The sequence below is a fragment of the Priestia sp. Y58 genome, assembly GCF_029522095.1.
GTDB classification, from domain to species: Bacteria; Bacillota; Bacilli; order Bacillales; family Bacillaceae_H; genus Priestia; species Priestia megaterium_E.
On sequence record NZ_JAKWFL010000015.1, the window covers coordinates 29,936 to 53,004 of the forward strand.

38 protein-coding genes are annotated in these 23,069 nt (G+C 40.3%); all 38 read left to right on the forward strand.

Annotated elements, in window-relative coordinates; all coding sequences use genetic code 11:
* The first annotated feature begins 10 nt into the window (after positions 1 to 10).
* The 38 genes from fusA (at position 11) to rpsI (ending at position 22,998) form a co-directional block, all read left to right on the forward strand.
* Positions 11 to 2,089 carry an elongation factor G gene (gene fusA / locus MMB68_RS26070; protein ID WP_028412663.1) on the forward strand — a complete coding sequence of 693 codons (2,079 nt, stop codon included), beginning with the start codon at positions 11 to 13 and terminating at the stop codon, positions 2,087 to 2,089.
* Between the two features lie 116 nt (positions 2,090 to 2,205).
* On the forward strand, positions 2,206 to 3,396 hold the full coding sequence (gene tuf, locus MMB68_RS26075; protein WP_013081371.1) for an elongation factor Tu: 1,191 nt from the start codon (positions 2,206 to 2,208) through the stop codon (positions 3,394 to 3,396).
* Positions 3,397 to 3,711: 315 nt separating this feature from the next.
* Positions 3,712 to 4,020 (forward strand): 30S ribosomal protein S10, encoded by a 309-nt coding sequence (gene rpsJ / locus MMB68_RS26080; RefSeq protein WP_013054926.1) that lies wholly within the window; start codon positions 3,712 to 3,714, stop codon positions 4,018 to 4,020.
* Positions 4,021 to 4,061: 41 nt separating this feature from the next.
* Positions 4,062 to 4,691: a 50S ribosomal protein L3 gene (rplC, locus tag MMB68_RS26085; protein ID WP_013054927.1), complete on the forward strand. Its 630-nt coding sequence runs from the start codon at positions 4,062 to 4,064 to the stop codon at positions 4,689 to 4,691.
* A 28-nt stretch (positions 4,692 to 4,719) separates the two neighbouring features.
* The gene (gene rplD / locus MMB68_RS26090; protein ID WP_013081372.1) at positions 4,720 to 5,343 is read left to right on the forward strand and encodes a 50S ribosomal protein L4; all 624 of its coding nucleotides are present in this window, start codon (positions 4,720 to 4,722) and stop codon (positions 5,341 to 5,343) included.
* Positions 5,343 to 5,630 (forward strand): 50S ribosomal protein L23, encoded by a 288-nt coding sequence (gene rplW, locus MMB68_RS26095; RefSeq protein WP_013054929.1) that lies wholly within the window; start codon positions 5,343 to 5,345, stop codon positions 5,628 to 5,630. Before rplD ends, rplW begins: the two co-directional genes overlap by 1 nt.
* Before the next feature lie 27 nt (positions 5,631 to 5,657).
* On the forward strand, positions 5,658 to 6,488 hold the full coding sequence (gene rplB, locus MMB68_RS26100; protein ID WP_013081374.1) for a 50S ribosomal protein L2: 831 nt from the start codon (positions 5,658 to 5,660) through the stop codon (positions 6,486 to 6,488).
* Between the two features lie 57 nt (positions 6,489 to 6,545).
* Positions 6,546 to 6,824, forward strand: coding sequence for a 30S ribosomal protein S19 (gene rpsS / locus MMB68_RS26105; RefSeq protein WP_013054931.1), 279 nt, complete (start codon positions 6,546 to 6,548; stop codon positions 6,822 to 6,824).
* Positions 6,825 to 6,843: 19 nt separating this feature from the next.
* Positions 6,844 to 7,185, forward strand: coding sequence for a 50S ribosomal protein L22 (gene rplV, locus MMB68_RS26110; protein WP_013054932.1), 342 nt, complete (start codon positions 6,844 to 6,846; stop codon positions 7,183 to 7,185).
* 3 nt (positions 7,186 to 7,188) lie between these two features.
* Positions 7,189 to 7,845: a 30S ribosomal protein S3 gene (gene rpsC, locus MMB68_RS26115; RefSeq protein ID WP_013054933.1), complete on the forward strand. Its 657-nt coding sequence runs from the start codon at positions 7,189 to 7,191 to the stop codon at positions 7,843 to 7,845.
* 2 nt (positions 7,846 to 7,847) lie between these two features.
* Positions 7,848 to 8,282, forward strand: a complete 435-nt coding sequence (gene rplP / locus MMB68_RS26120; protein ID WP_013054934.1) for a 50S ribosomal protein L16 — start codon at positions 7,848 to 7,850, stop codon at positions 8,280 to 8,282.
* Entirely contained in the window at positions 8,272 to 8,472 is a 201-nt protein-coding gene (rpmC, locus tag MMB68_RS26125; RefSeq protein ID WP_013054935.1) for a 50S ribosomal protein L29, read from the forward strand. The genes rplP and rpmC overlap by 11 nt, the downstream gene beginning before the upstream one ends.
* Before the next feature lie 25 nt (positions 8,473 to 8,497).
* Entirely contained in the window at positions 8,498 to 8,761 is a 264-nt protein-coding gene (rpsQ, locus tag MMB68_RS26130; RefSeq protein WP_013054936.1) for a 30S ribosomal protein S17, read from the forward strand.
* 51 nt (positions 8,762 to 8,812) lie between these two features.
* A complete protein-coding gene (rplN, locus tag MMB68_RS26135) occupies positions 8,813 to 9,181 on the forward strand; it encodes a 50S ribosomal protein L14 (protein ID WP_013054937.1) in 369 nt (122 codons plus the stop codon).
* A gap of 49 nt (positions 9,182 to 9,230) precedes the next feature.
* Positions 9,231 to 9,542, forward strand: coding sequence for a 50S ribosomal protein L24 (gene rplX / locus MMB68_RS26140; protein ID WP_013054938.1), 312 nt, complete (start codon positions 9,231 to 9,233; stop codon positions 9,540 to 9,542).
* Positions 9,543 to 9,573: 31 nt separating this feature from the next.
* A complete protein-coding gene (gene rplE, locus MMB68_RS26145; RefSeq protein WP_013054939.1) occupies positions 9,574 to 10,113 on the forward strand; it encodes a 50S ribosomal protein L5 in 540 nt (179 codons plus the stop codon).
* Positions 10,114 to 10,146: 33 nt separating this feature from the next.
* Positions 10,147 to 10,332: a type Z 30S ribosomal protein S14 gene (locus MMB68_RS26150; protein ID WP_013054940.1), complete on the forward strand. Its 186-nt coding sequence runs from the start codon at positions 10,147 to 10,149 to the stop codon at positions 10,330 to 10,332.
* Positions 10,333 to 10,362: 30 nt separating this feature from the next.
* Positions 10,363 to 10,761 (forward strand): 30S ribosomal protein S8, encoded by a 399-nt coding sequence (gene rpsH / locus MMB68_RS26155; protein ID WP_013054941.1) that lies wholly within the window; start codon positions 10,363 to 10,365, stop codon positions 10,759 to 10,761.
* 30 nt (positions 10,762 to 10,791) lie between these two features.
* On the forward strand, positions 10,792 to 11,331 hold the full coding sequence (gene rplF, locus MMB68_RS26160; protein ID WP_013054942.1) for a 50S ribosomal protein L6: 540 nt from the start codon (positions 10,792 to 10,794) through the stop codon (positions 11,329 to 11,331).
* Between the two features lie 32 nt (positions 11,332 to 11,363).
* Positions 11,364 to 11,726: a 50S ribosomal protein L18 gene (gene rplR, locus MMB68_RS26165; protein ID WP_013054943.1), complete on the forward strand. Its 363-nt coding sequence runs from the start codon at positions 11,364 to 11,366 to the stop codon at positions 11,724 to 11,726.
* A gap of 20 nt (positions 11,727 to 11,746) precedes the next feature.
* Positions 11,747 to 12,247, forward strand: coding sequence for a 30S ribosomal protein S5 (gene rpsE / locus MMB68_RS26170; protein WP_013054944.1), 501 nt, complete (start codon positions 11,747 to 11,749; stop codon positions 12,245 to 12,247).
* A 14-nt stretch (positions 12,248 to 12,261) separates the two neighbouring features.
* The gene (gene rpmD, locus MMB68_RS26175) at positions 12,262 to 12,444 is read left to right on the forward strand and encodes a 50S ribosomal protein L30 (RefSeq protein WP_013054945.1); all 183 of its coding nucleotides are present in this window, start codon (positions 12,262 to 12,264) and stop codon (positions 12,442 to 12,444) included.
* A 33-nt stretch (positions 12,445 to 12,477) separates the two neighbouring features.
* Positions 12,478 to 12,918 carry a 50S ribosomal protein L15 gene (rplO, locus tag MMB68_RS26180; RefSeq protein WP_013054946.1) on the forward strand — a complete coding sequence of 147 codons (441 nt, stop codon included), beginning with the start codon at positions 12,478 to 12,480 and terminating at the stop codon, positions 12,916 to 12,918.
* Positions 12,918 to 14,210 carry a preprotein translocase subunit SecY gene (secY, locus tag MMB68_RS26185; RefSeq protein ID WP_013054947.1) on the forward strand — a complete coding sequence of 431 codons (1,293 nt, stop codon included), beginning with the start codon at positions 12,918 to 12,920 and terminating at the stop codon, positions 14,208 to 14,210. The genes rplO and secY overlap by 1 nt, the downstream gene beginning before the upstream one ends.
* 66 nt (positions 14,211 to 14,276) lie before the next feature.
* On the forward strand, positions 14,277 to 14,930 hold the full coding sequence (locus MMB68_RS26190; protein ID WP_013054948.1) for an adenylate kinase: 654 nt from the start codon (positions 14,277 to 14,279) through the stop codon (positions 14,928 to 14,930).
* Positions 14,927 to 15,673, forward strand: coding sequence for a type I methionyl aminopeptidase (gene map, locus MMB68_RS26195; protein WP_221785575.1), 747 nt, complete (start codon positions 14,927 to 14,929; stop codon positions 15,671 to 15,673). Before MMB68_RS26190 ends, map begins: the two co-directional genes overlap by 4 nt.
* 235 nt (positions 15,674 to 15,908) lie before the next feature.
* Positions 15,909 to 16,127, forward strand: coding sequence for a translation initiation factor IF-1 (infA, locus tag MMB68_RS26200; protein ID WP_010285101.1), 219 nt, complete (start codon positions 15,909 to 15,911; stop codon positions 16,125 to 16,127).
* A 37-nt stretch (positions 16,128 to 16,164) separates the two neighbouring features.
* The gene (gene rpmJ, locus MMB68_RS26205; protein WP_003156543.1) at positions 16,165 to 16,278 is read left to right on the forward strand and encodes a 50S ribosomal protein L36; all 114 of its coding nucleotides are present in this window, start codon (positions 16,165 to 16,167) and stop codon (positions 16,276 to 16,278) included.
* Between the two features lie 24 nt (positions 16,279 to 16,302).
* Positions 16,303 to 16,668 carry a 30S ribosomal protein S13 gene (gene rpsM, locus MMB68_RS26210; RefSeq protein ID WP_013054950.1) on the forward strand — a complete coding sequence of 122 codons (366 nt, stop codon included), beginning with the start codon at positions 16,303 to 16,305 and terminating at the stop codon, positions 16,666 to 16,668.
* A 23-nt stretch (positions 16,669 to 16,691) separates the two neighbouring features.
* A complete protein-coding gene (rpsK, locus tag MMB68_RS26215) occupies positions 16,692 to 17,081 on the forward strand; it encodes a 30S ribosomal protein S11 (protein WP_013054951.1) in 390 nt (129 codons plus the stop codon).
* A 180-nt stretch (positions 17,082 to 17,261) separates the two neighbouring features.
* Complete coding sequence (locus tag MMB68_RS26220; protein WP_013054952.1) at positions 17,262 to 18,206, forward strand: DNA-directed RNA polymerase subunit alpha; 945 nt, start codon at positions 17,262 to 17,264, stop codon at positions 18,204 to 18,206.
* A gap of 44 nt (positions 18,207 to 18,250) precedes the next feature.
* Entirely contained in the window at positions 18,251 to 18,613 is a 363-nt protein-coding gene (gene rplQ / locus MMB68_RS26225) for a 50S ribosomal protein L17 (RefSeq protein WP_013054953.1), read from the forward strand.
* Positions 18,614 to 18,751: 138 nt separating this feature from the next.
* Complete coding sequence (locus MMB68_RS26230) at positions 18,752 to 19,591, forward strand: energy-coupling factor ABC transporter ATP-binding protein (RefSeq protein WP_013054954.1); 840 nt, start codon at positions 18,752 to 18,754, stop codon at positions 19,589 to 19,591.
* A complete protein-coding gene (locus MMB68_RS26235) occupies positions 19,567 to 20,436 on the forward strand; it encodes an energy-coupling factor ABC transporter ATP-binding protein (RefSeq protein WP_057240830.1) in 870 nt (289 codons plus the stop codon). Before MMB68_RS26230 ends, MMB68_RS26235 begins: the two co-directional genes overlap by 25 nt.
* The gene (locus tag MMB68_RS26240; protein ID WP_221785574.1) at positions 20,433 to 21,230 is read left to right on the forward strand and encodes an energy-coupling factor transporter transmembrane component T family protein; all 798 of its coding nucleotides are present in this window, start codon (positions 20,433 to 20,435) and stop codon (positions 21,228 to 21,230) included. Before MMB68_RS26235 ends, MMB68_RS26240 begins: the two co-directional genes overlap by 4 nt.
* 18 nt (positions 21,231 to 21,248) lie before the next feature.
* A complete protein-coding gene (gene truA / locus MMB68_RS26245; RefSeq protein ID WP_221785573.1) occupies positions 21,249 to 21,989 on the forward strand; it encodes a tRNA pseudouridine(38-40) synthase TruA in 741 nt (246 codons plus the stop codon).
* A gap of 156 nt (positions 21,990 to 22,145) precedes the next feature.
* The gene (gene rplM / locus MMB68_RS26250; protein ID WP_013054958.1) at positions 22,146 to 22,583 is read left to right on the forward strand and encodes a 50S ribosomal protein L13; all 438 of its coding nucleotides are present in this window, start codon (positions 22,146 to 22,148) and stop codon (positions 22,581 to 22,583) included.
* Positions 22,584 to 22,605: 22 nt separating this feature from the next.
* The gene (rpsI, locus tag MMB68_RS26255; protein WP_013054959.1) at positions 22,606 to 22,998 is read left to right on the forward strand and encodes a 30S ribosomal protein S9; all 393 of its coding nucleotides are present in this window, start codon (positions 22,606 to 22,608) and stop codon (positions 22,996 to 22,998) included.
* Positions 22,999 to 23,069 lie beyond the last annotated feature (71 nt).

The window sequence follows — 23,069 nt, forward strand, 5'->3', positions numbered from 1 at the left end:
AATACCTAAGATGGCAAGAGAGTTCTCCTTAGAAAACACTCGTAATATTGGGATCATGGCTCACATTGATGCTGGTAAAACAACAACAACTGAGCGTGTTCTTTATTATACTGGCCGTATCCATAAAATTGGTGAAACTCATGAAGGAGCTTCACAAATGGACTGGATGGAGCAAGAGCAAGAACGTGGTATCACTATCACGTCTGCTGCGACAACTGCTTCTTGGAAAGGTCACCGCGTTAACATCATCGATACTCCTGGACACGTAGACTTCACTGTTGAAGTTGAGCGTTCATTACGTGTACTTGATGGCGCTGTGGCAGTTCTTGATGCTCAATCTGGTGTTGAGCCTCAAACAGAAACAGTATGGCGTCAAGCGACTACGTACGGTGTTCCCCGTGTCGTATTCGTTAACAAAATGGACAAAATTGGTGCTGACTTCTTGTACTCTGTAAAAACGATCCACGATCGTTTAGGTGCAAATGCTCACCCAATTCAGTTGCCAATCGGTGCTGAAGATGACTTCGAAGCAATCATTGACCTTGTGGAAATGAAAGCATACTTCTACGAAGATGACTTAGGTACTCGTTCAGAATCTCGTGAAATTCCTGAGGAATACAAAGAGCAAGCTGAAGAATACCGTGCAAGCCTAGTAGAAGCTGTTGCAGAACTTGACGAAGAATTAATGATGAAGTACTTAGACGAAGGCGAGCTTACAGTTGAAGAACTAAAAGCTGGTATCCGTAAAGGTACTTGTGACGTTGAATTCTACCCAGTTATCTGTGGTTCAGCATTCAAAAACAAAGGTGTACAATTAATGCTAGATGCGGTAATTGATTACCTACCATCTCCAGTTGATGTACCAGCAATCCAAGGTATCGTACCTGACACAGAAGAAGAAGTTACGCGTGAGTCTAGCGACAACGCTCCTTTCTCAGCATTAGCGTTCAAAGTTATGACGGACCCTTATGTTGGTAAATTAACATTCTTCCGTGTGTACTCTGGTGTACTAAGCTCTGGTTCATACATCAAAAACTCTACAAAAGGTAAGCGTGAGCGTGTAGGTCGTATCCTACAAATGCATGCTAACTCTCGTGAAGAGATTTCTGAAGTATACGCTGGAGATATCGCGGCAGCTGTAGGATTAAAAGATACTTCTACTGGTGATACTCTATGTGACGAAAAGAGTCTTGTAATTCTTGAGTCTATGGAATTCCCAGAGCCAGTTATCTCTTTATCTGTTGAGCCAAAATCAAAAGCTGACCAAGATAAAATGACTACAGCTCTTCAAAAGTTACAAGAAGAAGATCCAACTTTCCGTGCGGAAACTAATACAGAGACTGGTCAAATCATCATCTCTGGTATGGGTGAGCTTCACCTTGATATCATCGTTGACCGTATGCGTCGCGAATTCAAAGTAGAAGCAAACGTTGGTGCTCCTCAAGTAGCTTACCGTGAAACTTTCCGCGCTGGTGCGAAAGTTGAAGGTAAATTCGCTCGTCAATCTGGTGGTCGTGGACAATTCGGTCACGTTTGGATTGAGTTCGAACCTAACGAAGAAGGAAAAGGCTTTGAATTTGAGAACAAAATCGTTGGTGGTGTAGTTCCACGTGAATACATCCCTGCAGTTCAAGCTGGTCTTGAAGATGCATTACAAAACGGTGTTCTTGCTGGTTATCCATTAATCGATATCAAAGCTGCTTTAGTTGATGGATCTTACCATGACGTTGACTCAAGTGAGATGGCGTTTAAAATTGCCGCTTCTATGGCTCTTAAAAACGCAGTATCAAAATGTAACCCAGCTATCCTTGAACCAATGATGAAGGTTGAAGTTGTTATCCCTGACGAATACTTAGGAGATATCATGGGTGACGTTACGTCTCGTCGTGGACGTGTAGAAGGTATGGAAGCACGCGGTAACGCTCAAGTTGTACGTGCATTCGTTCCACTTTCTGAAATGTTTGGTTATGCAACTGCATTACGTTCAAACACTCAAGGTCGCGGAACATATTCTATGCACTTCGATCACTACGAAGAAGTTCCTAAATCAATTTCAGAAGAAATTATTAAAAAAAATAAAGGTGAATAATTGATTTTCACTCTTTATTGAAGTATAACTACTTATGTACGCTGTGAAAGTGGAGCTCATTCCCTTTCACGGCCTCATAAAACATAAACTACATGAATTTTAAGGAGGATTTTCGAATGGCTAAGGAAAAATTCGACCGTTCAAAAACACATGCCAATATCGGTACAATTGGTCACGTTGACCATGGTAAAACAACTTTAACAGCTGCTATCACTACTGTTCTTGCTAAGAAAAGTGGTAAAGGTGCAGCAATGGCTTACGACATGATCGACGCTGCTCCAGAAGAGCGCGAGCGTGGAATCACAATCTCAACTGCACACGTTGAGTACGAAACTGACACTCGTCACTATGCACACGTTGACTGCCCAGGACATGCTGACTATGTTAAAAACATGATCACTGGTGCTGCTCAAATGGATGGCGGTATCTTAGTAGTATCTGCTGCTGATGGTCCAATGCCACAAACTCGTGAGCACATCCTTCTTTCTCGTCAAGTAGGTGTACCTTACCTAGTTGTATTCTTAAACAAATGTGACATGGTAGACGACGAAGAGCTACTTGAATTAGTAGAAATGGAAGTACGTGACCTTCTTTCTGAATACGACTTCCCTGGTGACGATGTACCAGTAATCAAAGGTTCTGCTCTTAAAGCTCTTGAAGGCGAAGCTGATTGGGAAGCTAAAATCATCGAGCTTATGGACGCTGTTGATGAGTACATCCCAACTCCAGAACGTGACACTGAAAAACCATTCATGATGCCAGTTGAGGACGTATTCTCAATCACTGGTCGTGGTACAGTTGCTACAGGTCGTGTAGAGCGTGGACAAGTTAAAGTTGGTGACGTTATCGACATCATCGGTTTAACTGAAGAGCCAAAATCTACTACTGTAACAGGTGTAGAAATGTTCCGTAAGCTTCTTGACTATGCTGAAGCTGGCGACAACATCGGTGCTTTACTTCGTGGTGTAGCACGTGAAGAAATCCAACGTGGACAAGTATTAGCTAAACCAGGCTCAATCACTCCACACACTAAATTTACTGCTGAAGTATACGTTCTTTCTAAAGACGAAGGTGGACGTCACACTCCATTCTTCACAAACTACCGTCCACAGTTCTACTTCCGTACAACTGATGTAACTGGTATTTGTAACTTACCTGAAGGCGTAGAAATGGTAATGCCTGGCGACAACATCGAAATGACTGTTGAACTTATCGCTCCAATCGCGATTGAAGAAGGTACTAAATTCTCAATCCGTGAAGGTGGACGTACAGTAGGCGCTGGCGTTGTAGCTAAAATCAGCGAGTAATTTCTCGTTTCAGTAAAGGGAGTAGGGTAACCTACTCCTTTTTTATTTGGTGATAAAAGGTAAAGATAGTTTTTACTATTACACTTGCAAAATGATCTCCTTTTATATATAATGAAAAAAGTGTGCGACACATAAAAAAGTTTTTTAACTTTATTGTTGCAATATGAACCCATTTTTAGTATAATAAAAATGTTGGTCTTTGACTGCGATGATGCGGAAGGTTGCCGACACACCCGGCCGCTTTGCCATGGCGAGTGTGGGGAAATTTCCGCGGAGAATGTCTATTGTAAAATAGGCGAAAAAGGAGGGAAAATAATGGCAAAAGAAAAAATTCGCATTCGTTTAAAAGCATATGATCACAGAATTCTTGATCAATCTGCTGAGAAAATCGTAGAAACTGCAAAACGTTCTGGTGCGGCTGTATCTGGTCCGATTCCATTACCGACTGAAAAATCAATTTATACAATTCTACGTGCAGTACACAAATATAAAGATTCTCGTGAGCAGTTCGAAATGCGCACGCATAAACGCTTAATTGATATCGTGAATCCAACACCACAAACTGTTGATTCATTAATGCGTTTAGACTTACCATCTGGTGTAGATATCGAAATTAAACTTTAATTTAAAATAAAGAATGAAAAGATACTTAGGAGGTGTGACTAATGGCCAAAGGAATCTTAGGAAGAAAGATCGGTATGACTCAAGTATTTGCTGAAAATGGTGACTTGATCCCAGTAACAGTAATTGAAGCTTCTGCTAACGTAGTTCTTCAAGTTAAAAACGCTGAGACAGACGGTTACGAAGCAATCCAATTAGGTTTCGAAGATATCCGTGAAAAACTATCTAACAAACCTGCAAAAGGACATGCTACTAAAGCTAATACTGCTCCTAAGCGCTTCATCCGTGAGTTACGCGGTGTGGACGCTTCAGCATATGAAGTTGGTCAAGAAGTCAAGGTTGATATTTTCGCAGAAGGCGATGTAATTGATGTAACAGGAATCTCAAAAGGTAAAGGTTTCCAAGGTGCTATTAAACGCCACGGACAATCTCGCGGACCTATGTCTCATGGTTCTCGCTACCACCGTCGCCCAGGTTCAATGGGTCCTGTAGCTCCAAACCGCGTATTCAAAGGTAAATTATTACCAGGACGCATGGGTGGAGAGCGCATCACTGTGCAAAACTTATCAATCGTTAAAGTTGACGCAGAACGCAATCTTTTATTAGTAAAAGGTAACGTGCCAGGAGCTAGAAAATCTCTAGTTACTGTTAAATCTGCAGTTAAATCTAAATAATAATTCTTCGAGAAAGGAGGAATAACCAATGCCAAAAGTAGCATTGTTTAACCAAAACGGTGAAAACGTTGGAGAAATCGAACTTCAAGATGCCGTTTTCGGTATCGAACCAAACAACAAAGTACTTTTCGACGCGATCGTAATGCAACGCGCATCTCAACGTCAAGGTACTTCTAAAGTTAAAAATCGTTCTGAAGTAAGAGGCGGTGGCCGTAAGCCATGGCGTCAAAAAGGTACTGGTCGTGCTCGTCAAGGATCTATCCGTTCTCCACAATGGCGTGGTGGTGGCGTAGTATTTGGTCCAGTTCCAAGAAGCTATAGCTACAAATTACCTAAAAAAGTTCGTCGTTTAGCAATTAAGTCTGCATTATCAACTAAAGCTCAAGATAACAGCATCGTTGTTCTTGAAGCTCTTTCTTTTGACGCTCCAAAAACAAAAGAAATGGTAGCAGTTCTTAAAAACCTAACAGTAGAACGCAAAGCATTAGTAGTAACTGCGGATCTTAACGAAAATGTTGCACTTTCAGCACGTAATATTCCTGGTGTAACAGTTGTTGCAGCTAATGGTTTAAGCGTATTAGACGTTATGAACCATGATAAGCTTGTAATCACTAAAGACGCAGTTGAAAAAGTAGAGGAGGTGCTTGCATAATGAAAGATCCTCGTGATATTATTAAGCGCCCCGTAATTACAGAACGTTCAACAGACTTAATGGCTGAGAAAAAATATACGTTTGATGTTGATGTAAGAGCTAATAAAACTGAGGTTAAAGATGCTATCGAAAAAATCTTTGACGTAAAAGTTGAAAAAGTAAACATCATGAACTACAAAGGTAAATTCAAGCGTGTAGGTCGCTACAGTGGTCTTACTAACCGTCGTCGTAAAGCGGTAGTAACACTAACTCAAGAGAGCAACGAAATCGAATTCTTCGAAGCTTAAGATTACTAGAGAAGGAGGGAAATTGAGATGGCGATTAAAAAGTATAAACCAACCTCAAATGGTCGTCGTGGTATGTCAGTTTCTGATTTCGCTGAAATTACTACTGACAAACCAGAAAAATCGTTACTTGCACCTGTCAAGAGAAAAGGTGGTCGTAACAACCAAGGTAAATTGACTGTTCGTCACCAAGGTGGTGGGCACAAGCGTCAATACCGTATCATCGATTTTAAACGCGATAAAGATGGAATACCTGGACGCGTTGCTACAATCGAATATGATCCAAACCGTTCAGCTAACATCGCATTAATTCATTATGCTGATGGTGAAAAACGTTACATCCTTGCTCCTAAAAACCTAAAAGTAGGTTTAGAAGTTATGTCAGGTCCTGAAGCTGACATTAAAGTAGGTAACGCGCTTCCTTTAGCTAACATTCCTGTTGGTACAGTAGTACACAACATCGAATTGAAACCTGGTAAAGGTGGACAATTAGTTCGTTCTGCAGGTACATCTGCTCAAGTACTTGGTAAAGAAGGTAAATACGTATTAGTACGTTTAACTTCTGGTGAAGTACGCATGATCCTTGCAACTTGTCGTGCAACTGTAGGTCAAGTTGGTAACGAACAACACGAGTTAATCAACATCGGTAAAGCCGGTCGTTCTCGTTGGTTAGGTATCCGTCCAACTGTACGTGGTTCTGTAATGAACCCTAACGATCACCCACACGGTGGTGGTGAAGGACGTTCTCCAATCGGACGTAAGTCTCCAATGAGTCCATGGGGTAAACCAACACTTGGTTACAAAACTCGTAAGAAGAAAAACAAATCCGATAAATTTATCGTTCGTCGTCGTAAAAAATAACGGGATTGAGCTACGGTTCAAACGAACCGTAGGACAATCACGAAGGGAGGTTCATTTATGGGTCGCAGCTTAAAGAAAGGACCTTTTGTAGATGACCATTTAATCAACAAAATTGAGAAGTTAAACGAAACTGACAGCAAGCAAGTAGTAAAAACTTGGTCTCGTCGTTCAACTATCTTCCCTCAGTTCATTGGTCATACAATTGCTGTATATGACGGTCGTAAACATGTACCAGTTTATGTTACTGAAGACATGGTAGGTCACAAACTTGGTGAATTCGCACCATCTCGTACTTACAAAGGTCACGCAAGTGATGATAAGAAAACAAGACGCTAATATGAGAGGAGGCTTTTAAATGCAAGCTAAAGCTGTCGCGAGAACAGTACGTATTGCTCCTCGTAAAGTTCGTTTAGTTGTAGATTTAATTCGAGGTAAGCAAGTGGGTGAAGCGCTAGCAGTGCTACTTCACACGCCAAAGGCTGCTTCTCCAGTCGTTGAGAAAGTATTAAAATCTGCTATTGCCAATGCAGAACACAATTATGAAATGGACGCTAACAATTTAGTTATTACTGACGCTTTTGTTAACGAAGGTCCAACTTTAAAACGTTTCCGTCCACGCGCTATGGGACGTGCAAGCCAAATTAACAAGCGCACAAGCCACATCACAATCGTGGTATCAGAAAAGAAGGAGGGATAATTCATGGGTCAAAAGGTAAATCCGGTCGGTCTTCGCGTCGGTGTCATCCGTGATTGGGAATCAAGATGGTTCGCTGGCAAAGACTACGCTGACTTATTACATGAAGACTTAAAAGTACGTGAATATATCGCTAAACGTTTAAACGATGCAGCTGTTTCTAAAGTTGAAATCGAACGCGCTGCTAACCGCTTAAACGTAACGATCCACACTGCAAAACCTGGTATGGTAATTGGTAAAGGTGGTACTGAAGTAGAATCACTTCGTAAAGCTCTTAACCAATTAACAGGCAAGCGTGTACACATTAACATCCTTGAAATTAAACGAGCAGATTTAGATGCTAAACTAGTAGCTGAAAACATCGCTCGCCAACTTGAGAACCGTGTATCATTCCGTCGTGCTCAAAAGCAAGCTATCCAACGTAGTATGCGTGCTGGCGCACAAGGTATCAAAACAATGGTATCTGGTCGTTTAGGCGGAGCTGATATTGCTCGTTCTGAATATTACAGTGAAGGTACAGTTCCACTTCATACACTTCGCGCTGATATTGACTATGCTCACGCTGAAGCAGATACTACTTATGGTAAACTTGGTGTGAAAGTATGGATCTATCGTGGAGAGGTTCTTCCTACTAAAAAGAAAACTGAGGAAGGAGGAAAATAATTATGTTATTACCAAAACGCGTTAAATATCGTCGCGAACATCGCGGAAAAATGCGTGGACGCGCTAAAGGTGGTACGGAAGTACATTTCGGTGAATTCGGTTTACAAGCTACTGAAGCTTCTTGGATTACAAACCGTCAAATCGAAGCTGCTCGTATCGCAATGACTCGTTACATGAAACGTGGCGGTAAAGTATGGATTAAAATTTTCCCTTCTAAACCTTATACTGCTAAGCCTCTAGAAGTCCGAATGGGTTCTGGTAAAGGTGCTCCTGAAGGTTGGGTAGCAGTTGTTAAACCTGGAAAAGTAATGTTTGAAATTTCAGGTGTATCTGAAGAGGTTGCACGTGAAGCTTTACGTTTAGCTGCACACAAGCTACCTGTAAAATGTAAGTTTGTAAAACGTGAAGAAATTGGTGGTGATTCTAATGAAAGCTAATGAAATTCGTGACCTTACCACTGCTGAAATTGAACAAAAAGTTAAGGCTTTAAAAGAAGAGTTGTTTAACCTTCGTTTCCAATTAGCGACTGGACAATTAGAGAATACTACTCGTATTCGCGAAGTGCGCAAATCGATCGCTCGTATGAAAACTGTAGTTCGTGAAAGAGAGATTGCTGCTAATAAATAATTAAGTCTGAGAGGAGGCTTTCAGAATGAGTGAACGCAACCAACGTAAAGTTTACACTGGCCGCGTAGTTTCTGACAAAATGGATAAGACTGTTACTGTTCTTGTTGAAACTTACAAAAAGCATTCGCTTTATGGCAAGCGTGTAAAATACTCAAAGAAATTCAAAGCTCACGATGAAAACAATACAGCTCAACTAGGCGATATCGTGAAGATCATGGAAACTCGTCCGTTATCAGCTACTAAACGTTTCCGTCTAGTAGAAGTTGTAGAAAAAGCTGTTATCATCTAATAGTTAAGATAGATCGGATAAGAATGATTCATCCGAAGGGAGGTTTCGTACATGATTCAACAAGAATCTCGTTTAAAAGTTGCAGACAACTCTGGTGCACGTGAGGTACTTACTATTAAAGTACTTGGTGGTTCAGGTCGTAAGACAGCAAACATTGGTGATGTTATCGTTTGTACGGTGAAACAAGCAACACCAGGAGGCGTTGTTAAAAAAGGTGACGTTGTTAAAGCTGTTGTTGTACGTACAAAAAGTGGTGTTCGCCGTACTGACGGTTCTTACATCCGTTTCGACGAAAATGCTTGCGTAATCATCCGTGACGACAAAGGACCACGTGGTACTCGTATCTTCGGACCAGTTGCTCGTGAATTACGTGATAACAACTTCATGAAGATCGTATCATTAGCTCCAGAAGTTATCTAATTGATATATAGAACAAATACAAAATGCCTTTTAAGGAGGTGCGAATAGGATGCATGTTAAAAAGGGCGACAAAGTAGTGGTTATCTCTGGTAAAGACAAAGGTAAGCAAGGTGAAGTACTTGCAGCTTTCCCAAAGAAAGACCGTGTACTTGTTGAAGGTGTGAACGTTGTGAAAAAACACTCTAAACCTTCTCAAGTAAATCCACAAGGTGGAATCGTTAGCCAAGAGGCACCTATCCACGTATCAAACGTAATGCCGTTGGATCCTAAATCTGGTGAGCCAACTCGTGTTGGGTACCAAGTTATCGATGGCAAAAAGGTACGTGTAGCAAAAAAATCTGGTGAAACTTTAGATAAATAATTAATGAAATGTGAAGGGAGGTTTAGTTCACATGAACCGTCTTAAAGAGAAATTTACAAAAGAGATTACTCCTGCTCTAGTTAGCAAGTTTAATTATGAATCTGTAATGCAAGTGCCAAAAATCGACAAGATCGTAATCAACATGGGTATCGGTGATGCTGTTTCTAACTCAAAAGCTTTAGATAACGCTGTTGAAGAACTAGCTGAAATCACTGGTCAAAAACCTGTTGTAACTCGTGCGAAAAAATCTATCGCTGGTTTCCGTCTTCGTGAAGGTATGCCAATCGGTGCGAAAGTTACTTTACGCGGCGAGCGTATGTACGAATTCTTCGATAAATTAGTATCAGTATCACTTCCACGTGTGCGCGATTTCCGTGGTGTATCTAAAAAAGCATTTGATGGTCGTGGAAACTACACGTTAGGTGTTAAAGAACAATTGATCTTCCCAGAGATCGATTATGATAAAGTAACTAAAGTTCGTGGTATGGATATCGTTATTGTTACAACAGCAAACACTGATGAAGAAGCTCGTGAGCTTTTAACTCAGTTCGGTATGCCATTCCAGAAGTAATAACTGCCAACGTTAAGCAGAGGAGGCGAAAATGTGGCTAAAAAATCAATGATTGCGAAGCAAAAACGCCAGCAAAAATTCCAAGTACAAGAGTATACACGTTGCGAACGTTGTGGACGTCCACACTCAGTACTACGTAAATTCAAGCTTTGCCGTATTTGTTTCCGTGAGCTTGCTTATAAAGGTCAAATTCCTGGTGTTAAAAAAGCTAGTTGGTAAAACCCAAGTTTGGGAAGGAGGTAAATTAATATGGTAATGACTGATCCTATTGCAGATTTACTAACTCGTATCCGCAATGCGAACATGGTTCGTCATGAGAAAATTGAAGTTCCTGCTTCTAACATTAAGAAGCAAATTGCAGAAATCCTTAAGCGTGAGGGTTTCGTACGTGATGTAGAATACATCGAAGACAACAAACAAGGTATTATCCGTATCTTCTTAAAATACGGTTCAAATAACGAACGTGTAATTACAGGCTTAAAACGTATCAGTAAACCTGGTCTACGTGTTTATGCAAAAACTAACGAAGTACCACGTGTACTTAACGGTTTAGGTATCGCAATCGTTTCTACTTCTCAAGGTGTTTTAACTGACAAAGAAGCTCGTCAAAAGCAAACTGGTGGAGAAGTATTAGCGTACGTTTGGTAATAAGTTTTAAATGTGAATGGAGGTGTAACTATGTCACGTGTTGGTAAAAAGCCTTTAGAACTTCCAGCAGGTGTTACAGTTACGAACGAGAGCAACACTGTAACTGTAAAAGGACCAAAGGGTGAATTAACTCGTACATTCCACCCTGAAATCGAAATTAAAGTTGAAGACAACGTATTAGTTGTTAATCGTCCTAGTGACAATAAAGAGCACCGCGCTCTTCACGGAACTACTCGTAGCCTTTTAGGTAACATGGTTGAAGGTGTTACTAAAGGATTCGAACGTGGTTTAGAATTAGTCGGTGTAGGTTACCGTGCACAAAAATCTGGTAGCAAATTAGTATTGAGCGTTGGATACTCTCACCCAGTTGAGATTACTCCTGAAACAGGAATCGAAATCGAAGTTCCTTCTCAAACTAAGATCGTTATTAAAGGTATTGATAAAGAACGCGTAGGTGCATTAGCTGCAAATATTCGTGACGTTCGTCCACCAGAGCCTTACAAAGGTAAAGGTATTCGTTACGAAGGCGAATATGTACGTCGTAAAGAAGGTAAAACTGCTAAGAAGTAATGCCGGTTAGGTAAAAGAAAGGAGTGCCCGAAATGATCACGAAGCTTGATAAAAACAAAGTTCGTAAAAAAAGACATGCTCGTGTTCGTGCGAAGTTATCTGGAACTGCAACTCGTCCGCGTTTAAACGTGTTCCGTTCTAATCAACATATTTACGCACAAGTTATCGACGATTTAAATTCAGTAACAATCGCAAGTGCTTCAACGTTAGATAAAGACCTGACTTTAGAAAGCACTGGTAACACTGAAGCTGCTATCAAAGTTGGCGAATTAGTCGCTAAACGCGCAGTAGAAAAAGGTGTAAACGAAGTAGTATTCGACCGTGGCGGTTATTTATATCATGGCCGTGTTAAAGCATTAGCTGACGCTGCTCGTGAAGCTGGATTACAATTCTAATTGTAAAAGGAGGGAAAATCATGCGTCGTATTGATCCAAATAAATTAGAGCTTGAAGAACGTGTTGTTACCGTTAACCGCGTAGCTAAAGTTGTGAAAGGTGGACGTCGTTTCCGCTTCGCTGCATTAGTTGTAGTTGGTGACAAAAACGGTCACGTTGGATTCGGTACTGGTAAAGCACAAGAGGTACCAGATGCAATCCGTAAAGCAATTGAAGATGCGAAGAAAAACTTAATTACTGTACCTATGGTTGGTACAACTATTCCACACGAAATCCTTGGACAATTTGGTGCAGGTCAAATTTTCTTAAAACCTGCTTCTGAAGGTACAGGAGTTATCGCTGGTGGCCCAGTTCGTGCGGTACTAGAATTGGGTGGAGTAAGTGATATTCTATCTAAATCTTTAGGTTCAAACACTCCAATCAACATGGTACGTGCAACTCTTAACGGTTTAGCTAACCTAAAACGTGCTGAAGATGTTGCAAAACTACGTGGCAAGACTGTAGAAGAACTGTTAGGATAAGGGAGGGATATGGAATGGCAAACAAACTAGCAATTACCCTTACTCGTAGCGTAATTGGTCGTCCAGAAGATCAACGTGTAACTGTTCGTACACTTGGCCTACGTAAGTTAAATCAAACTGTCGTTCAAGACGATAATCCTGCAATTCGCGGAATGATTAACAAAGTAGCTCACCTTGTTACAGTAAAAGAGCAATAAGTATAAATTGTCACTCTAAGGAGGTGCTCCGGAATGAAACTTCATGAATTGAAACCAGCTGAAGGTTCACGTAAAGTACGTAACCGTGTAGGTCGTGGTACTGGTTCAGGTAACGGAAAGACTTCAGGTAAAGGTCACAAAGGGCAAAACGCTCGCTCTGGCGGTGGCGTAAGACCTGGCTTCGAAGGTGGTCAAACTCCTTTATTCCGTCGTCTTCCAAAACGTGGGTTCACTAATATCAATCGCAAAGAATACGCGATCGTTAATTTAGAAGCTCTTAACCGTTTTGAAGATGGAACTGAAGTAACACCAGAATTATTAATCGAAACTGGTTTAGTAAGCAAAGCAAAAGCTGGCGTTAAAGTACTAGGAAACGGTACATTAAACTCTAAGCTAACTGTTAAAGCTGCTAAATTCTCTTCAACTGCTAAAGAAGCTATCGAAGCTGCTGGCGGTACAGTTGAGGTGATCTAATGTTTCAAACAATCTCCAATTTAATGCGCGTGCGTGAAATAAGACAAAAAATCTTTTTCACTTTGTTAATGTTAATTGTCTTCCGAATTGGTACATTTATTCCTGTACCAAGTGTTAATACGGATGTACTAAAATTGCAAGATGGGTTAAATGTATTCGGGGTTCTGAATACATTTGGCGGCGGCGCGTTAAAAAACTTCTCCATTCTTGCTATGGGCATTATGCCTTATATTACAGCATCCATCATCGTCCAATTATTGCAGATGGATGTTGTACCTAAGTTTACAGAATGGTCAAAGCAGGGAGATGTTGGGCGCCGTAAATTAGCTCAAGTAACTCGTTATGGAACAATTGTGCTTGGATTTATCCAGGCTTTAGGTATGTCTATAGGATTCAACAATATTTCGGGCGGACAATTGATCGCTAATCCAGGAATTTCTACGTATCTTCTAATTGCTACAGTGTTAACGGCAGGTACTGCCTTCTTAATGTGGTTAGGAGAGCAGATTACTGCAAAAGGCGTAGGTAACGGTATTTCTATCATTATCTTTGCTGGGATTGCAGCTGGTATTCCGACAACATTAAATCAAATTTATGCACAGCAATTTGAAGACGTTGGGGATCAATTATTCATTCGTATCGTAACGGTAGTTTTAATTGCGATTGCAGTTTTAGCTATTATTGTTGGGGTTATTTACTTCCAACAAGCGCTACGAAAAATTCCTATTCAATATGCAAAGGGTTCAGCTGGTCGTAATCCTGTTGGAGGTCAATCCACTCATTTGCCGTTAAAAGTAAATGCAGCTGGGGTTATTCCTGTTATCTTTGCAGTTTCATTTATTATTACACCACCAACAATTGCATCATTTTTCGGTCCAAATGATGTAACGACGTGGATTCAGAATACATTTGACTATACTAAGCCAATTGGTATGATAGTGTATGTAGCGTTAATCATTGCTTTTTGTTACTTCTATACTTTTGTTCAAGTTAACCCTGAACAAGTAGCAGAGAACTTGAAAAAGCAAGGTGGCTACATCCCAGGCATCCGTCCTGGTAAAAGCACACAAGCTTATTTAACGAAAGTGTTATATCGTCTGACATTAATCGGTTCGATATTCCTTGCGTTAATTGCTGTGTTGCCGGTTCTGTTCATCAAAATTGCAAACTTACCATCATCTGCTCAGATCGGCGGTACTAGTTTGTTAATTGTTGTCGGTGTAGCTCTTGAGACAATGAAACAGCTTGAGAGTCAATTAGTGAAACGTCATTATAAGGGATTTATTAAGTAAAGCTGTTTAGTGGGAAGCAAGCCGCTTTCCCATTAAACGGATAAGATACTGAGGGGGAAGCAAGAAATGAATTTAGTGTTAATGGGCCTTCCTGGTGCTGGGAAAGGTACTCAAGCAGAAAAAATCGTTGAGCATTACGATATCCCTCATATCTCAACAGGAGATATGTTCCGAGCTGCAATTAAAGAAGGAACGCAACTAGGTTTAAAAGCTAAATCATTTATGGACCAAGGTAACCTTGTTCCTGATGAAGTAACAATTGGAATTGTGCGCGAGCGTTTAAACAAACAAGATTGTGAAAACGGCTTTTTACTTGATGGCTTCCCAAGAACAGTAGCCCAAGCAGAAGCTCTTGAAACAATTACAAAAGAACTAAACAAGCAAATTGATTATGTGATTAATATTGATGTAGATCAAAGCATTTTAATGGAGCGTCTTACTGGACGCCGCATTTGTAAAGATTGCGGAGCTACTTACCACTTAGTATTCAATCCTCCTGCGAAAGAAGGAGTTTGTGACAAATGTGGCGGAGAGCTTTACCAACGTGCAGATGACAATGCTGAGACGGTTTCAACTAGACTTTCAGTTAATGTTAAACAATCTCAACCTCTACTTGATTTCTATCAAGAAAAAGGTTATCTACGCAATATTAATGGTAATCAAGATATTAACATTGTGTTTGAGGATGTTCGTCAATTACTTGCTGGGGTTAAGCAATGATCATTTGCAAGACACCAGAGGAAATTGAGGTCATGCGTGAAGCTGGACGAATCGTGGCTTTAACTCATCAAGAGTTAAAAAAGCATATCGCTCCAGGTATTACGACTATAGAATTGGATGCAATTGCTGAAAATTTTATTCGTCAACATGATGCAATTCCGTCTTTTAAAGGGTATAATGGTTTTCGCGGCAGTGTATGTGCTTCTGTGAATGAAGAATTAGTTCATGGTATTCCGGGTGAACGCAAGCTTAATGAAGGAGATATCATCAGTTTAGACATCGGAGCTAAATTCGGTGGCTATCACGGTGATTCAGCTTGGACATATGGAGTAGGAAAGATTTCATTAGAAAATCAAGAGCTGCTTGATGTGACTGAGCAATCTCTCTACAAGGGATTAGCAGAAGCTAAGCCGGGTGAGCGTTTGTCGAATATTTCACATGCTATTCAACAGTACGCAGAATCACGTAACTTTTCGATTGTAAGAGAATATGTTGGCCATGGTGTCGGCAAAGACTTACATGAAGATCCGCAAGTACCTCATTATGGTCCACCGAATAAAGGACCGCGTCTACGTCCAGGCATGGTATTGGCAGTTGAGCCAATGGTGAATGCTGGTATGCGATATGTAAAAACATTACCTGATAACTGGACAGTTGTCACAGCAGATGGTAAAATGTGTGCGCACTTCGAACATACTATTGCAATTACTGAGACGGGATATGAAATTCTGACAGCATTGTAATATTAAAGGATGTTATCTCTATCCATTCCTCGCTAGATGCACTGGACAGTAAACAGTAATTATCTAAATTCACGATGATCGTTTTTCGTCTGAATTGCTGTTAAAATGGTAAAGATGTATATTAGCGTCAATCATCTTGAATTTAATGATTACGATCTCCGGATGTTCAGAACAGGTTCTTTTTAAGTCGTTTAATGATAGCTTGTTACTGTTTCAAAGAAAGGAGAGCACTTTAATGGCAAAAGACGATGTAATTGAAGTTGAAGGTACAGTTGCTGAGACTTTACCTAACGCTATGTTCAAGGTAGAATTAGAAAATGGTCATACAGTACTTGCTCACGTATCAGGAAAAATTCGCATGCATTTCATTCGAATCTTACCTGGTGATAAAGTAACTGTAGAATTGTCACCATACGATTTAACTCGCGGTAGAATTACGTACCGTTTCAAATAAAACCTATGCACTCCGTACTATCAAGGAGGTATGAAACATGAAAGTCAGACCATCAGTTAAACCAATCTGCGAAAAATGTAAAGTTATCCGTAGAAAAGGTAAAGTAATGGTAATTTGTGAAAACCCTAAGCATAAACAAAAACAAGGTTAATCAATAAGGAGGTGCACTATTCATATGGCACGTATTGCTGGTGTTGATATTCCTCGTGACAAGCGTGTAGTAATTTCATTAACATACATTTTCGGTATTGGTCGTCCAACTGCTGAAAAAGTTCTAGCTGAAGCTGGAGTTTCTGAAGATACTCGCGTTCGTGACTTAACAGAAGAAGAATTAGGTAAAATTCGTGATATTTTAGATAGCTATAAAGTAGAAGGCGATCTTCGTCGTGAAGTTTCTTTAAACATCAAACGTTTAATTGAGATTGGTTCATACCGTGGTATCCGCCACCGTCGTAGTTTACCAGTTCGTGGTCAAAACAGTAAAAACAATGCTCGTACACGTAAAGGCCCACGCCGTACTGTAGCGAACAAGAAGAAATAATTAGTAAGGGAGGTCATTAACAGATGGCACGTAAAACTAATACACGTAAACGTCGCGTGAAAAAGAATATTGAAGCTGGTGTAGCTCATATTCGCTCAACGTTTAACAACACTATTGTAACAATTACAGATGTTCACGGTAATGCGATTGCTTGGTCTAGTGCAGGCGCACTTGGCTTCAGAGGTTCTCGTAAATCTACTCCATTTGCTGCGCAAATGGCTGCTGAAACTGCTGCTAAAGTTTCTATGGATAACGGAATGAAAACTCTTGAAGTTACAGTTAAAGGCCCTGGTGCTGGTCGTGAAGCAGCTATCCGTGCTCTTCAAGCTGCAGGTTTAGAAGTAACAGCTATTAAAGATGTTACTCCTGTACCTCACAACGGATGCCGCCCACCAAAACGTCGTCGTGTATAATTAATATGTATAGATTCTATTTCGTTGTCTATAATGATGATGGTGTAGAATTTATTCATGCAACGAAATGTTTTCCATTTGTTGTGCACATTCGGGAACTGTCTAATAGGGAATTTCGGTTAGGCATTTGAGAAATCAGCCGTCTAGCCGAGGTTTCGACGTTTTGAAGGAGGGTTTATATTGATAGAGATTGAAAAGCCAAAAATCGAAACGGTAGAAATCAGCGATGATAGAAAGTACGGTAAATTCGTCGTCGAACCACTTGAGCGTGGATATGGTACTACTTTGGGTAACTCCTTACGTCGTATCCTATTATCCTCACTCCCTGGTGCAGCTGTAACATCTATTCAAATTGAAGGTGTATTACATGAATTTTCAACAGTTCCTGGAGTTGTTGAAGATGTAACAAACATCATTTTAAACGTTAAAAAGTTAGCGTTAAAGATTTACTCTGATGAAGAGAAAACACTTGAGATCGATGTTAAAGGTCCTGGTACAGTAACGGCTGCTGACATTCAAGCAGACAGTGATATCGAAGTTCTAAATCCGGATCTTCATATTGCAACACTTGAGTCAGATGCTCATTTCCGTATGAGACTTACTGCTCGCACAGGTCGAGGTTATAATCCTGCCGATGCTAACAAGCGTGAAGACCAACCAATTGGTGTACTTCCAATTGATTCAATCTATACGCCTGTTACTCGCGTATCGTATTATGTAGAGAATACTCGTGTTGGTCAAATGACAAATTACGATAAGTTAACGTTGGATGTTTGGACTGACGGTAGCATCGAGCCAGAAAAAGCCGTTGCTTTAGGTGCAAAGATTCTAACTGAACACTTAAATATCTTCGTTAACTTAACAGATGAAGCTCAAAAAGCAGAGATCATGGTAGAAAAAGAAGAAGATCAGAAAGAAAAAGTTCTAGAGATGACGATCGAGGAACTGGATTTATCTGTTCGTTCTTACAACTGCTTAAAACGAGCAGGCATCAATACTGTACAAGAGCTTGCTAATAAAACAGAAGAAGATATGATGAAAGTTCGTAACTTAGGCCGTAAATCTTTAGAAGAAGTTAAAGCTAAACTTGAAGAATTAGGTTTGGGTCTACGTAAGGACGACTGATTATATCTACCTGTTTAACTACTTAACAAAGGAGGGGACCTCACATGTCTTACCGTAAATTAGGTCGTACAAGCGCACAACGCAAGGCGCTTCTTCGTGATTTAACAACTGATTTAATCATCAGTGAACGCATTGAGACAACTGAAGCTCGTGCAAAAGAATTACGTTCAACTGTTGAAAAAATGATTACTTTAGGTAAACGTGGAGATCTACACGCTCGTCGTCAAGCTGCATCTTACATCCGTAATGAAGTAGCTAACGAAGAAGCTGGTCAAAGCGCTTTACAAAAACTATTCAGCGATATCGCTACTCGCTACGAAGATCGCCAAGGCGGTTACACTCGTATCTTAAAAGTTGGACCTCGCCGTGGTGACGGTGCTCCAATGGTTATCATTGAATTAGTTTAATATTTTTAATACAGATAGAAAAGGGCGAGACAGTGTGTAACTAGTCGTTGCCCTTTTTTTATACCTAAAACCGGGTAAATAGCGTAAAAAATCAATGTAGGCAATGCTGCAATAGAAAAAGCTGAGAGGAAGATAGCGTTGAAAGAAATGTCTTTAGAGGTAAAAGATTTATGCTTTCGATACGATCCTGAAGCAGACCTAACATTAGATCACCTTTCTCTCTCTGCTTATAAAGGTGAATGGTTAGCGATAGCTGGACATAATGGATCTGGTAAGTCGACGCTGGCACGAATTCTAAACGGCCTTTTGCTACCTGAAAAAGGAACGGTTCGAGTGGGCGATACGCTTTTATCTGAAGAAACAATATGGGATGTGCGCAAGCAGATTGGAATGGTGTTTCAAAATCCAGATAATCAATTTGTTGGCTCAACCGTTCAAGACGATATTGCGTTTGGGCTTGAAAACAACGGGATTCCATTTGAGATTATGGAAAAACGTATACCTGAAGCAATCGAAATGGTCAATATGAGTGCTTTTCTGGATCAAGAGCCTCATCAGCTATCAGGTGGACAAAAACAGCGTGTGGCCATTGCGGGTATAATTGCCGTACAGCCATCTGTCATCATTCTAGATGAAGCAACATCTATGTTAGATCCTATTGGGCGAACTGAAGTACTTGAAACTGTTAGAAAATTAAAAGAAGAAAAACAACTGACGGTTATTTCAATTACTCACGATTTAGATGAAGTAGCAATGGCTGACAGAGTCGTTGTGATGAACAAAGGGAAGATCTATGCAACAGGTACTCCACGCGAAGTATTTGCATTAGGTTCCAAGTTAACGGATATTGGACTAGACTTGCCGTTTTCCGTTAAACTAAGCCATCGTTTTGCTTCCGTAGGAATTCCTTTATCAAAAATTCATTTAACAGATGAGGACTTGGTGGACGAACTATGGACATTATATTCAAAGAAGTAGAGCATCGTTATCAAGTTAATACACCATTTGAACGAATTGCTCTACATGACTTAAATTTAAACATTCAATCAGGTACATTTTTGGCTGTTATTGGCCATACTGGTTCTGGGAAATCAACAATCATACAGCATCTGAATGCCTTATTGAAGCCAACTGCTGGCGAAATTCAAATCGGTGAGCGCACCATTAAAGCCAATCGAAAAGAAAAGAATTTAAAAGCTATTCGTCAGCAAGTAGGCGTGGTGTTTCAATTTCCAGAACATCAGCTTTTTGAAGAAACGGTGGAAAAAGATATAGCTTTTGGCCCAATGAATTATGGCGTTTCTGAAGAAGAAGCAAAGCAAAAAGCAAGAGAGCTTATCAAGTTAGTAGGGTTGCCAGAAGACATTCTCACCAGATCTCCTTTTGATTTGAGTGGTGGACAAATGCGTCGTGTAGCGATAGCAGGTATTCTAGCGATGAATCCTAATGTGCTAATTTTAGATGAACCAACTGCTGGATTGGACCCTAGAGGGCGTCAAGAAATTATGAATATGATTTATCGTCTTCATAAAGAAAAAGGCTTGACGACGATTCTCGTGACTCACAGCATGGAAGATGCAGCTATGTACGCGGATGAGCTAATTGTGATGAATAAGGGAACGATTGCGATGAAAGGGTCACCTAGAGAAGTATTTGGTCAGCATACGCAGTTAAAAGAATATGGATTGGATGTTCCAGAATCGCTTCGCTTTATGCTGAAGCTGCAAGAGAAATTTCAGCTCGAAGCATCGGATACGGTTATTACCTTTTCTGAAGTGGTAGAGAAAGTGCAGCACCTTATGCAGCAAGGTGAACGATTATGATGAACTCAATCATTATTGGTAAGTATGTGCCGGGTCATTCGGTTGTCCATCGAATGGATCCTCGGGCCAAGCTGCTTCTTGTATTTGCGTATGTATTAATTGTGTTTTTAGCAAATAACCCTATCGGCTATGCTTTTTTAGGTGTGTATACCCTTATGATAGTGGCCATGAGTAAAGTGCCCGTCTCGTTTATTTTAAGAGGGTTAAAGCCCGTTCTATTTATTATTATCATCACGTTTCTTTTGCACATTTTTATGACAAAGGAAGGTCCTCTTTTGTTTGAATGGGGATGGTTTTCTGTCTATAAAGGCGGCCTTATTCAAGGTGTTTTAATTTCCTTGCGCTTCTTGTTCTTAATTTTAATTACGACGATGCTAACTTTAACGACTACGCCTATTGAAGTAACAGATGGAATGGAAAGCTTGCTGAATCCATTTAAAAAGCTCAAGCTTCCCGTACACGAATTAGCTTTAATGATGTCCATTTCTCTTCGCTTTATTCCTACATTGATGGAAGAGACAGATAAAATTATTAAAGCGCAGACAGCACGAGGAGTGGACTTTAGCAGCGGCCCCGTTACGGATCGTTTGAAAGCTGTCGTTCCTTTGCTTGTTCCTCTATTTATAGGTTCATTTAAGCGTGCTGAAGAGCTGGCTATTGCCATGGAAGCAAGGGGTTATAAAGGCGGAGAAGGGCGTACAAAGTATCGTCAATTGAAATGGGGAAGCATAGATACAATTATGCTTTTACTTCTGCTGGTAGTAGCAGTTGTTTTAGTGCTGATTAGAACGTAAAGATTGTTTGGTGAAAAGATGAAACGTTTAAAATGTATAGTTGCATACGACGGCACACACTTTTCAGGTTATCAAGTTCAGCCCAATAAGCGAACTGTTCAACTGGAGATTGAAGCTGTTTTAGAGAAAATGCATAACAAAAAAGTGCCGGTTTACGCCTCTGGACGAACGGACACAAATGTTCATGCACAGGGGCAAGTCATTCATTTTGATACAAACCTAAATATTCCATGTGATAAGTGGAAAAAAGCATTGAATTCAATGCTACCAGATGATATTGTAATGAAGAATGTATGTGAAGTTGATGCACATTTTCACGCCCGGTATGACGTTACTTCAAAAGAGTATCGCTATCATATTTTGCGCGGCGAAGATCGAAATCCTTTCACTCGTTCTTATGCATACCATTACCCTTATCCATTAGACTACTCAAAAATGAAAAAAGCCATCACATATTTACTCGGTACACACGACTTTACAAGCTTTTGTTCAGCGAGGACAGAAGTGGAAGATAAGATTCGTACGATTTACAAGATTGATATGTATGAAGAGAATAGTCAGCTCGTGTTTAGATTCGTTGGAAGTGGCTTTCTGTATAATATGGTTCGTATTCTTGTTGGAACGCTTTTAGAAGTAGGACAAGGTCGTATTGAACCAGATGCTATAAAAGATATTCTAGAAAGCAAATCACGTCCTCGTGCAGGGAAAACTGCGCCTTCGCAAGGGCTATATTTATGGCGCGTTTTCTATGACAACTAAACCTGGTGTAACATTTTCTTGACATTAGTAGCTTAAAGATATAATATATCATATGGTATGTATTTTAACCCCACGGTTAGCCCCGGAAATTAATCGTGTTGAAATAGAAGGTTGAAATAATTTTATAATTGATGATGAAAATTAGGAGGGAAACTCATGCGTACAACTTTCATGGCGAAAGCAAACGAAGTAGAGCGTAAATGGTATGTTGTCGATGCTGAAGGTAAAACTTTAGGTCGTTTAGCAAGTGAAGTAGCATCAATCTTACGCGGTAAACATAAACCAACTTTTACACCACATGTTGATACTGGTGATCACGTGATCCTTATCAATGCGTCAAAAATCGAACTAACAGGTAAAAAATTAACTGATAAAATTTATTACCGTCACAGCATGCACCCAGGTGGTTTGAAACAACGTACAGCATTAGAAATGCGTACTAACTACTCTGAGAAAATGCTTGAATTAGGAATCAAAGGCATGCTTCCAAAAGGTAGCCTAGGCCGTCAAATGTTCAAAAAATTACATGTGTATGCTGGTGAAACACATCCACATGAAGCACAAAAACCAGAAGTTTACGAACTTCGCGGATAATTAATAAGAGGAGGTTATTATCTTGGCACAGGTACAATATTACGGAACTGGTCGTCGTAAAAGCTCTGTTGCTCGTGTACGTTTAGTACCAGGTAACGGTCGCGTAACAATCAACGGTCGTGAAATCGAAGAATACATTCCATTTGCTGCACTACGTGAAGTAGTAAAACAACCACTTGCTTTAACTGAAACTGTAGGTAACTATGACGTATTTGTAAACGTTAATGGTGGAGGTTATGCAGGTCAAGCTGGCGCTATTCGTCACGGAATCTCTCGTGCTTTATTAGAAGCAGACCCTGAATACCGTGGAACATTAAAACGTGCTGGTCTATTAACTCGTGACGCTCGTGCGAAAGAACGTAAAAAATACGGTCTTAAAGGCGCTCGTCGTGCACCACAATTCTCAAAACGTTAATTTTATATTACGTTTCAAGCCTTGGTCTTTGGACCAAGGCTTTTTTTATTTGTTGTTTGCGTATGAGACGA

Coding starts and splice junctions, on each gene's coding strand:
- fusA (WP_028412663.1), top strand. CDS start 11: ATGGCAAGAGAGTTCTCCTTAGAAAACACTCGTAATATTGGGATCATG.
- tuf (WP_013081371.1), top strand. CDS start 2,206: ATGGCTAAGGAAAAATTCGACCGTTCAAAAACACATGCCAATATCGGT.
- rpsJ (WP_013054926.1), top strand. CDS start 3,712: ATGGCAAAAGAAAAAATTCGCATTCGTTTAAAAGCATATGATCACAGA.
- rplC (WP_013054927.1), top strand. CDS start 4,062: ATGGCCAAAGGAATCTTAGGAAGAAAGATCGGTATGACTCAAGTATTT.
- rplD (WP_013081372.1), top strand. CDS start 4,720: ATGCCAAAAGTAGCATTGTTTAACCAAAACGGTGAAAACGTTGGAGAA.
- rplW (WP_013054929.1), top strand. CDS start 5,343: ATGAAAGATCCTCGTGATATTATTAAGCGCCCCGTAATTACAGAACGT.
- rplB (WP_013081374.1), top strand. CDS start 5,658: ATGGCGATTAAAAAGTATAAACCAACCTCAAATGGTCGTCGTGGTATG.
- rpsS (WP_013054931.1), top strand. CDS start 6,546: ATGGGTCGCAGCTTAAAGAAAGGACCTTTTGTAGATGACCATTTAATC.
- rplV (WP_013054932.1), top strand. CDS start 6,844: ATGCAAGCTAAAGCTGTCGCGAGAACAGTACGTATTGCTCCTCGTAAA.
- rpsC (WP_013054933.1), top strand. CDS start 7,189: ATGGGTCAAAAGGTAAATCCGGTCGGTCTTCGCGTCGGTGTCATCCGT.
- rplP (WP_013054934.1), top strand. CDS start 7,848: ATGTTATTACCAAAACGCGTTAAATATCGTCGCGAACATCGCGGAAAA.
- rpmC (WP_013054935.1), top strand. CDS start 8,272: ATGAAAGCTAATGAAATTCGTGACCTTACCACTGCTGAAATTGAACAA.
- rpsQ (WP_013054936.1), top strand. CDS start 8,498: ATGAGTGAACGCAACCAACGTAAAGTTTACACTGGCCGCGTAGTTTCT.
- rplN (WP_013054937.1), top strand. CDS start 8,813: ATGATTCAACAAGAATCTCGTTTAAAAGTTGCAGACAACTCTGGTGCA.
- rplX (WP_013054938.1), top strand. CDS start 9,231: ATGCATGTTAAAAAGGGCGACAAAGTAGTGGTTATCTCTGGTAAAGAC.
- rplE (WP_013054939.1), top strand. CDS start 9,574: ATGAACCGTCTTAAAGAGAAATTTACAAAAGAGATTACTCCTGCTCTA.
- rpsH (WP_013054941.1), top strand. CDS start 10,363: ATGGTAATGACTGATCCTATTGCAGATTTACTAACTCGTATCCGCAAT.
- rplF (WP_013054942.1), top strand. CDS start 10,792: ATGTCACGTGTTGGTAAAAAGCCTTTAGAACTTCCAGCAGGTGTTACA.
- rplR (WP_013054943.1), top strand. CDS start 11,364: ATGATCACGAAGCTTGATAAAAACAAAGTTCGTAAAAAAAGACATGCT.
- rpsE (WP_013054944.1), top strand. CDS start 11,747: ATGCGTCGTATTGATCCAAATAAATTAGAGCTTGAAGAACGTGTTGTT.
- rpmD (WP_013054945.1), top strand. CDS start 12,262: ATGGCAAACAAACTAGCAATTACCCTTACTCGTAGCGTAATTGGTCGT.
- rplO (WP_013054946.1), top strand. CDS start 12,478: ATGAAACTTCATGAATTGAAACCAGCTGAAGGTTCACGTAAAGTACGT.
- secY (WP_013054947.1), top strand. CDS start 12,918: ATGTTTCAAACAATCTCCAATTTAATGCGCGTGCGTGAAATAAGACAA.
- MMB68_RS26190 (WP_013054948.1), top strand. CDS start 14,277: ATGAATTTAGTGTTAATGGGCCTTCCTGGTGCTGGGAAAGGTACTCAA.
- map (WP_221785575.1), top strand. CDS start 14,927: ATGATCATTTGCAAGACACCAGAGGAAATTGAGGTCATGCGTGAAGCT.
- infA (WP_010285101.1), top strand. CDS start 15,909: ATGGCAAAAGACGATGTAATTGAAGTTGAAGGTACAGTTGCTGAGACT.
- rpmJ (WP_003156543.1), top strand. CDS start 16,165: ATGAAAGTCAGACCATCAGTTAAACCAATCTGCGAAAAATGTAAAGTT.
- rpsM (WP_013054950.1), top strand. CDS start 16,303: ATGGCACGTATTGCTGGTGTTGATATTCCTCGTGACAAGCGTGTAGTA.
- rpsK (WP_013054951.1), top strand. CDS start 16,692: ATGGCACGTAAAACTAATACACGTAAACGTCGCGTGAAAAAGAATATT.
- rplQ (WP_013054953.1), top strand. CDS start 18,251: ATGTCTTACCGTAAATTAGGTCGTACAAGCGCACAACGCAAGGCGCTT.
- MMB68_RS26235 (WP_057240830.1), top strand. CDS start 19,567: ATGGACATTATATTCAAAGAAGTAGAGCATCGTTATCAAGTTAATACA.
- MMB68_RS26240 (WP_221785574.1), top strand. CDS start 20,433: ATGATGAACTCAATCATTATTGGTAAGTATGTGCCGGGTCATTCGGTT.
- truA (WP_221785573.1), top strand. CDS start 21,249: ATGAAACGTTTAAAATGTATAGTTGCATACGACGGCACACACTTTTCA.
- rplM (WP_013054958.1), top strand. CDS start 22,146: ATGCGTACAACTTTCATGGCGAAAGCAAACGAAGTAGAGCGTAAATGG.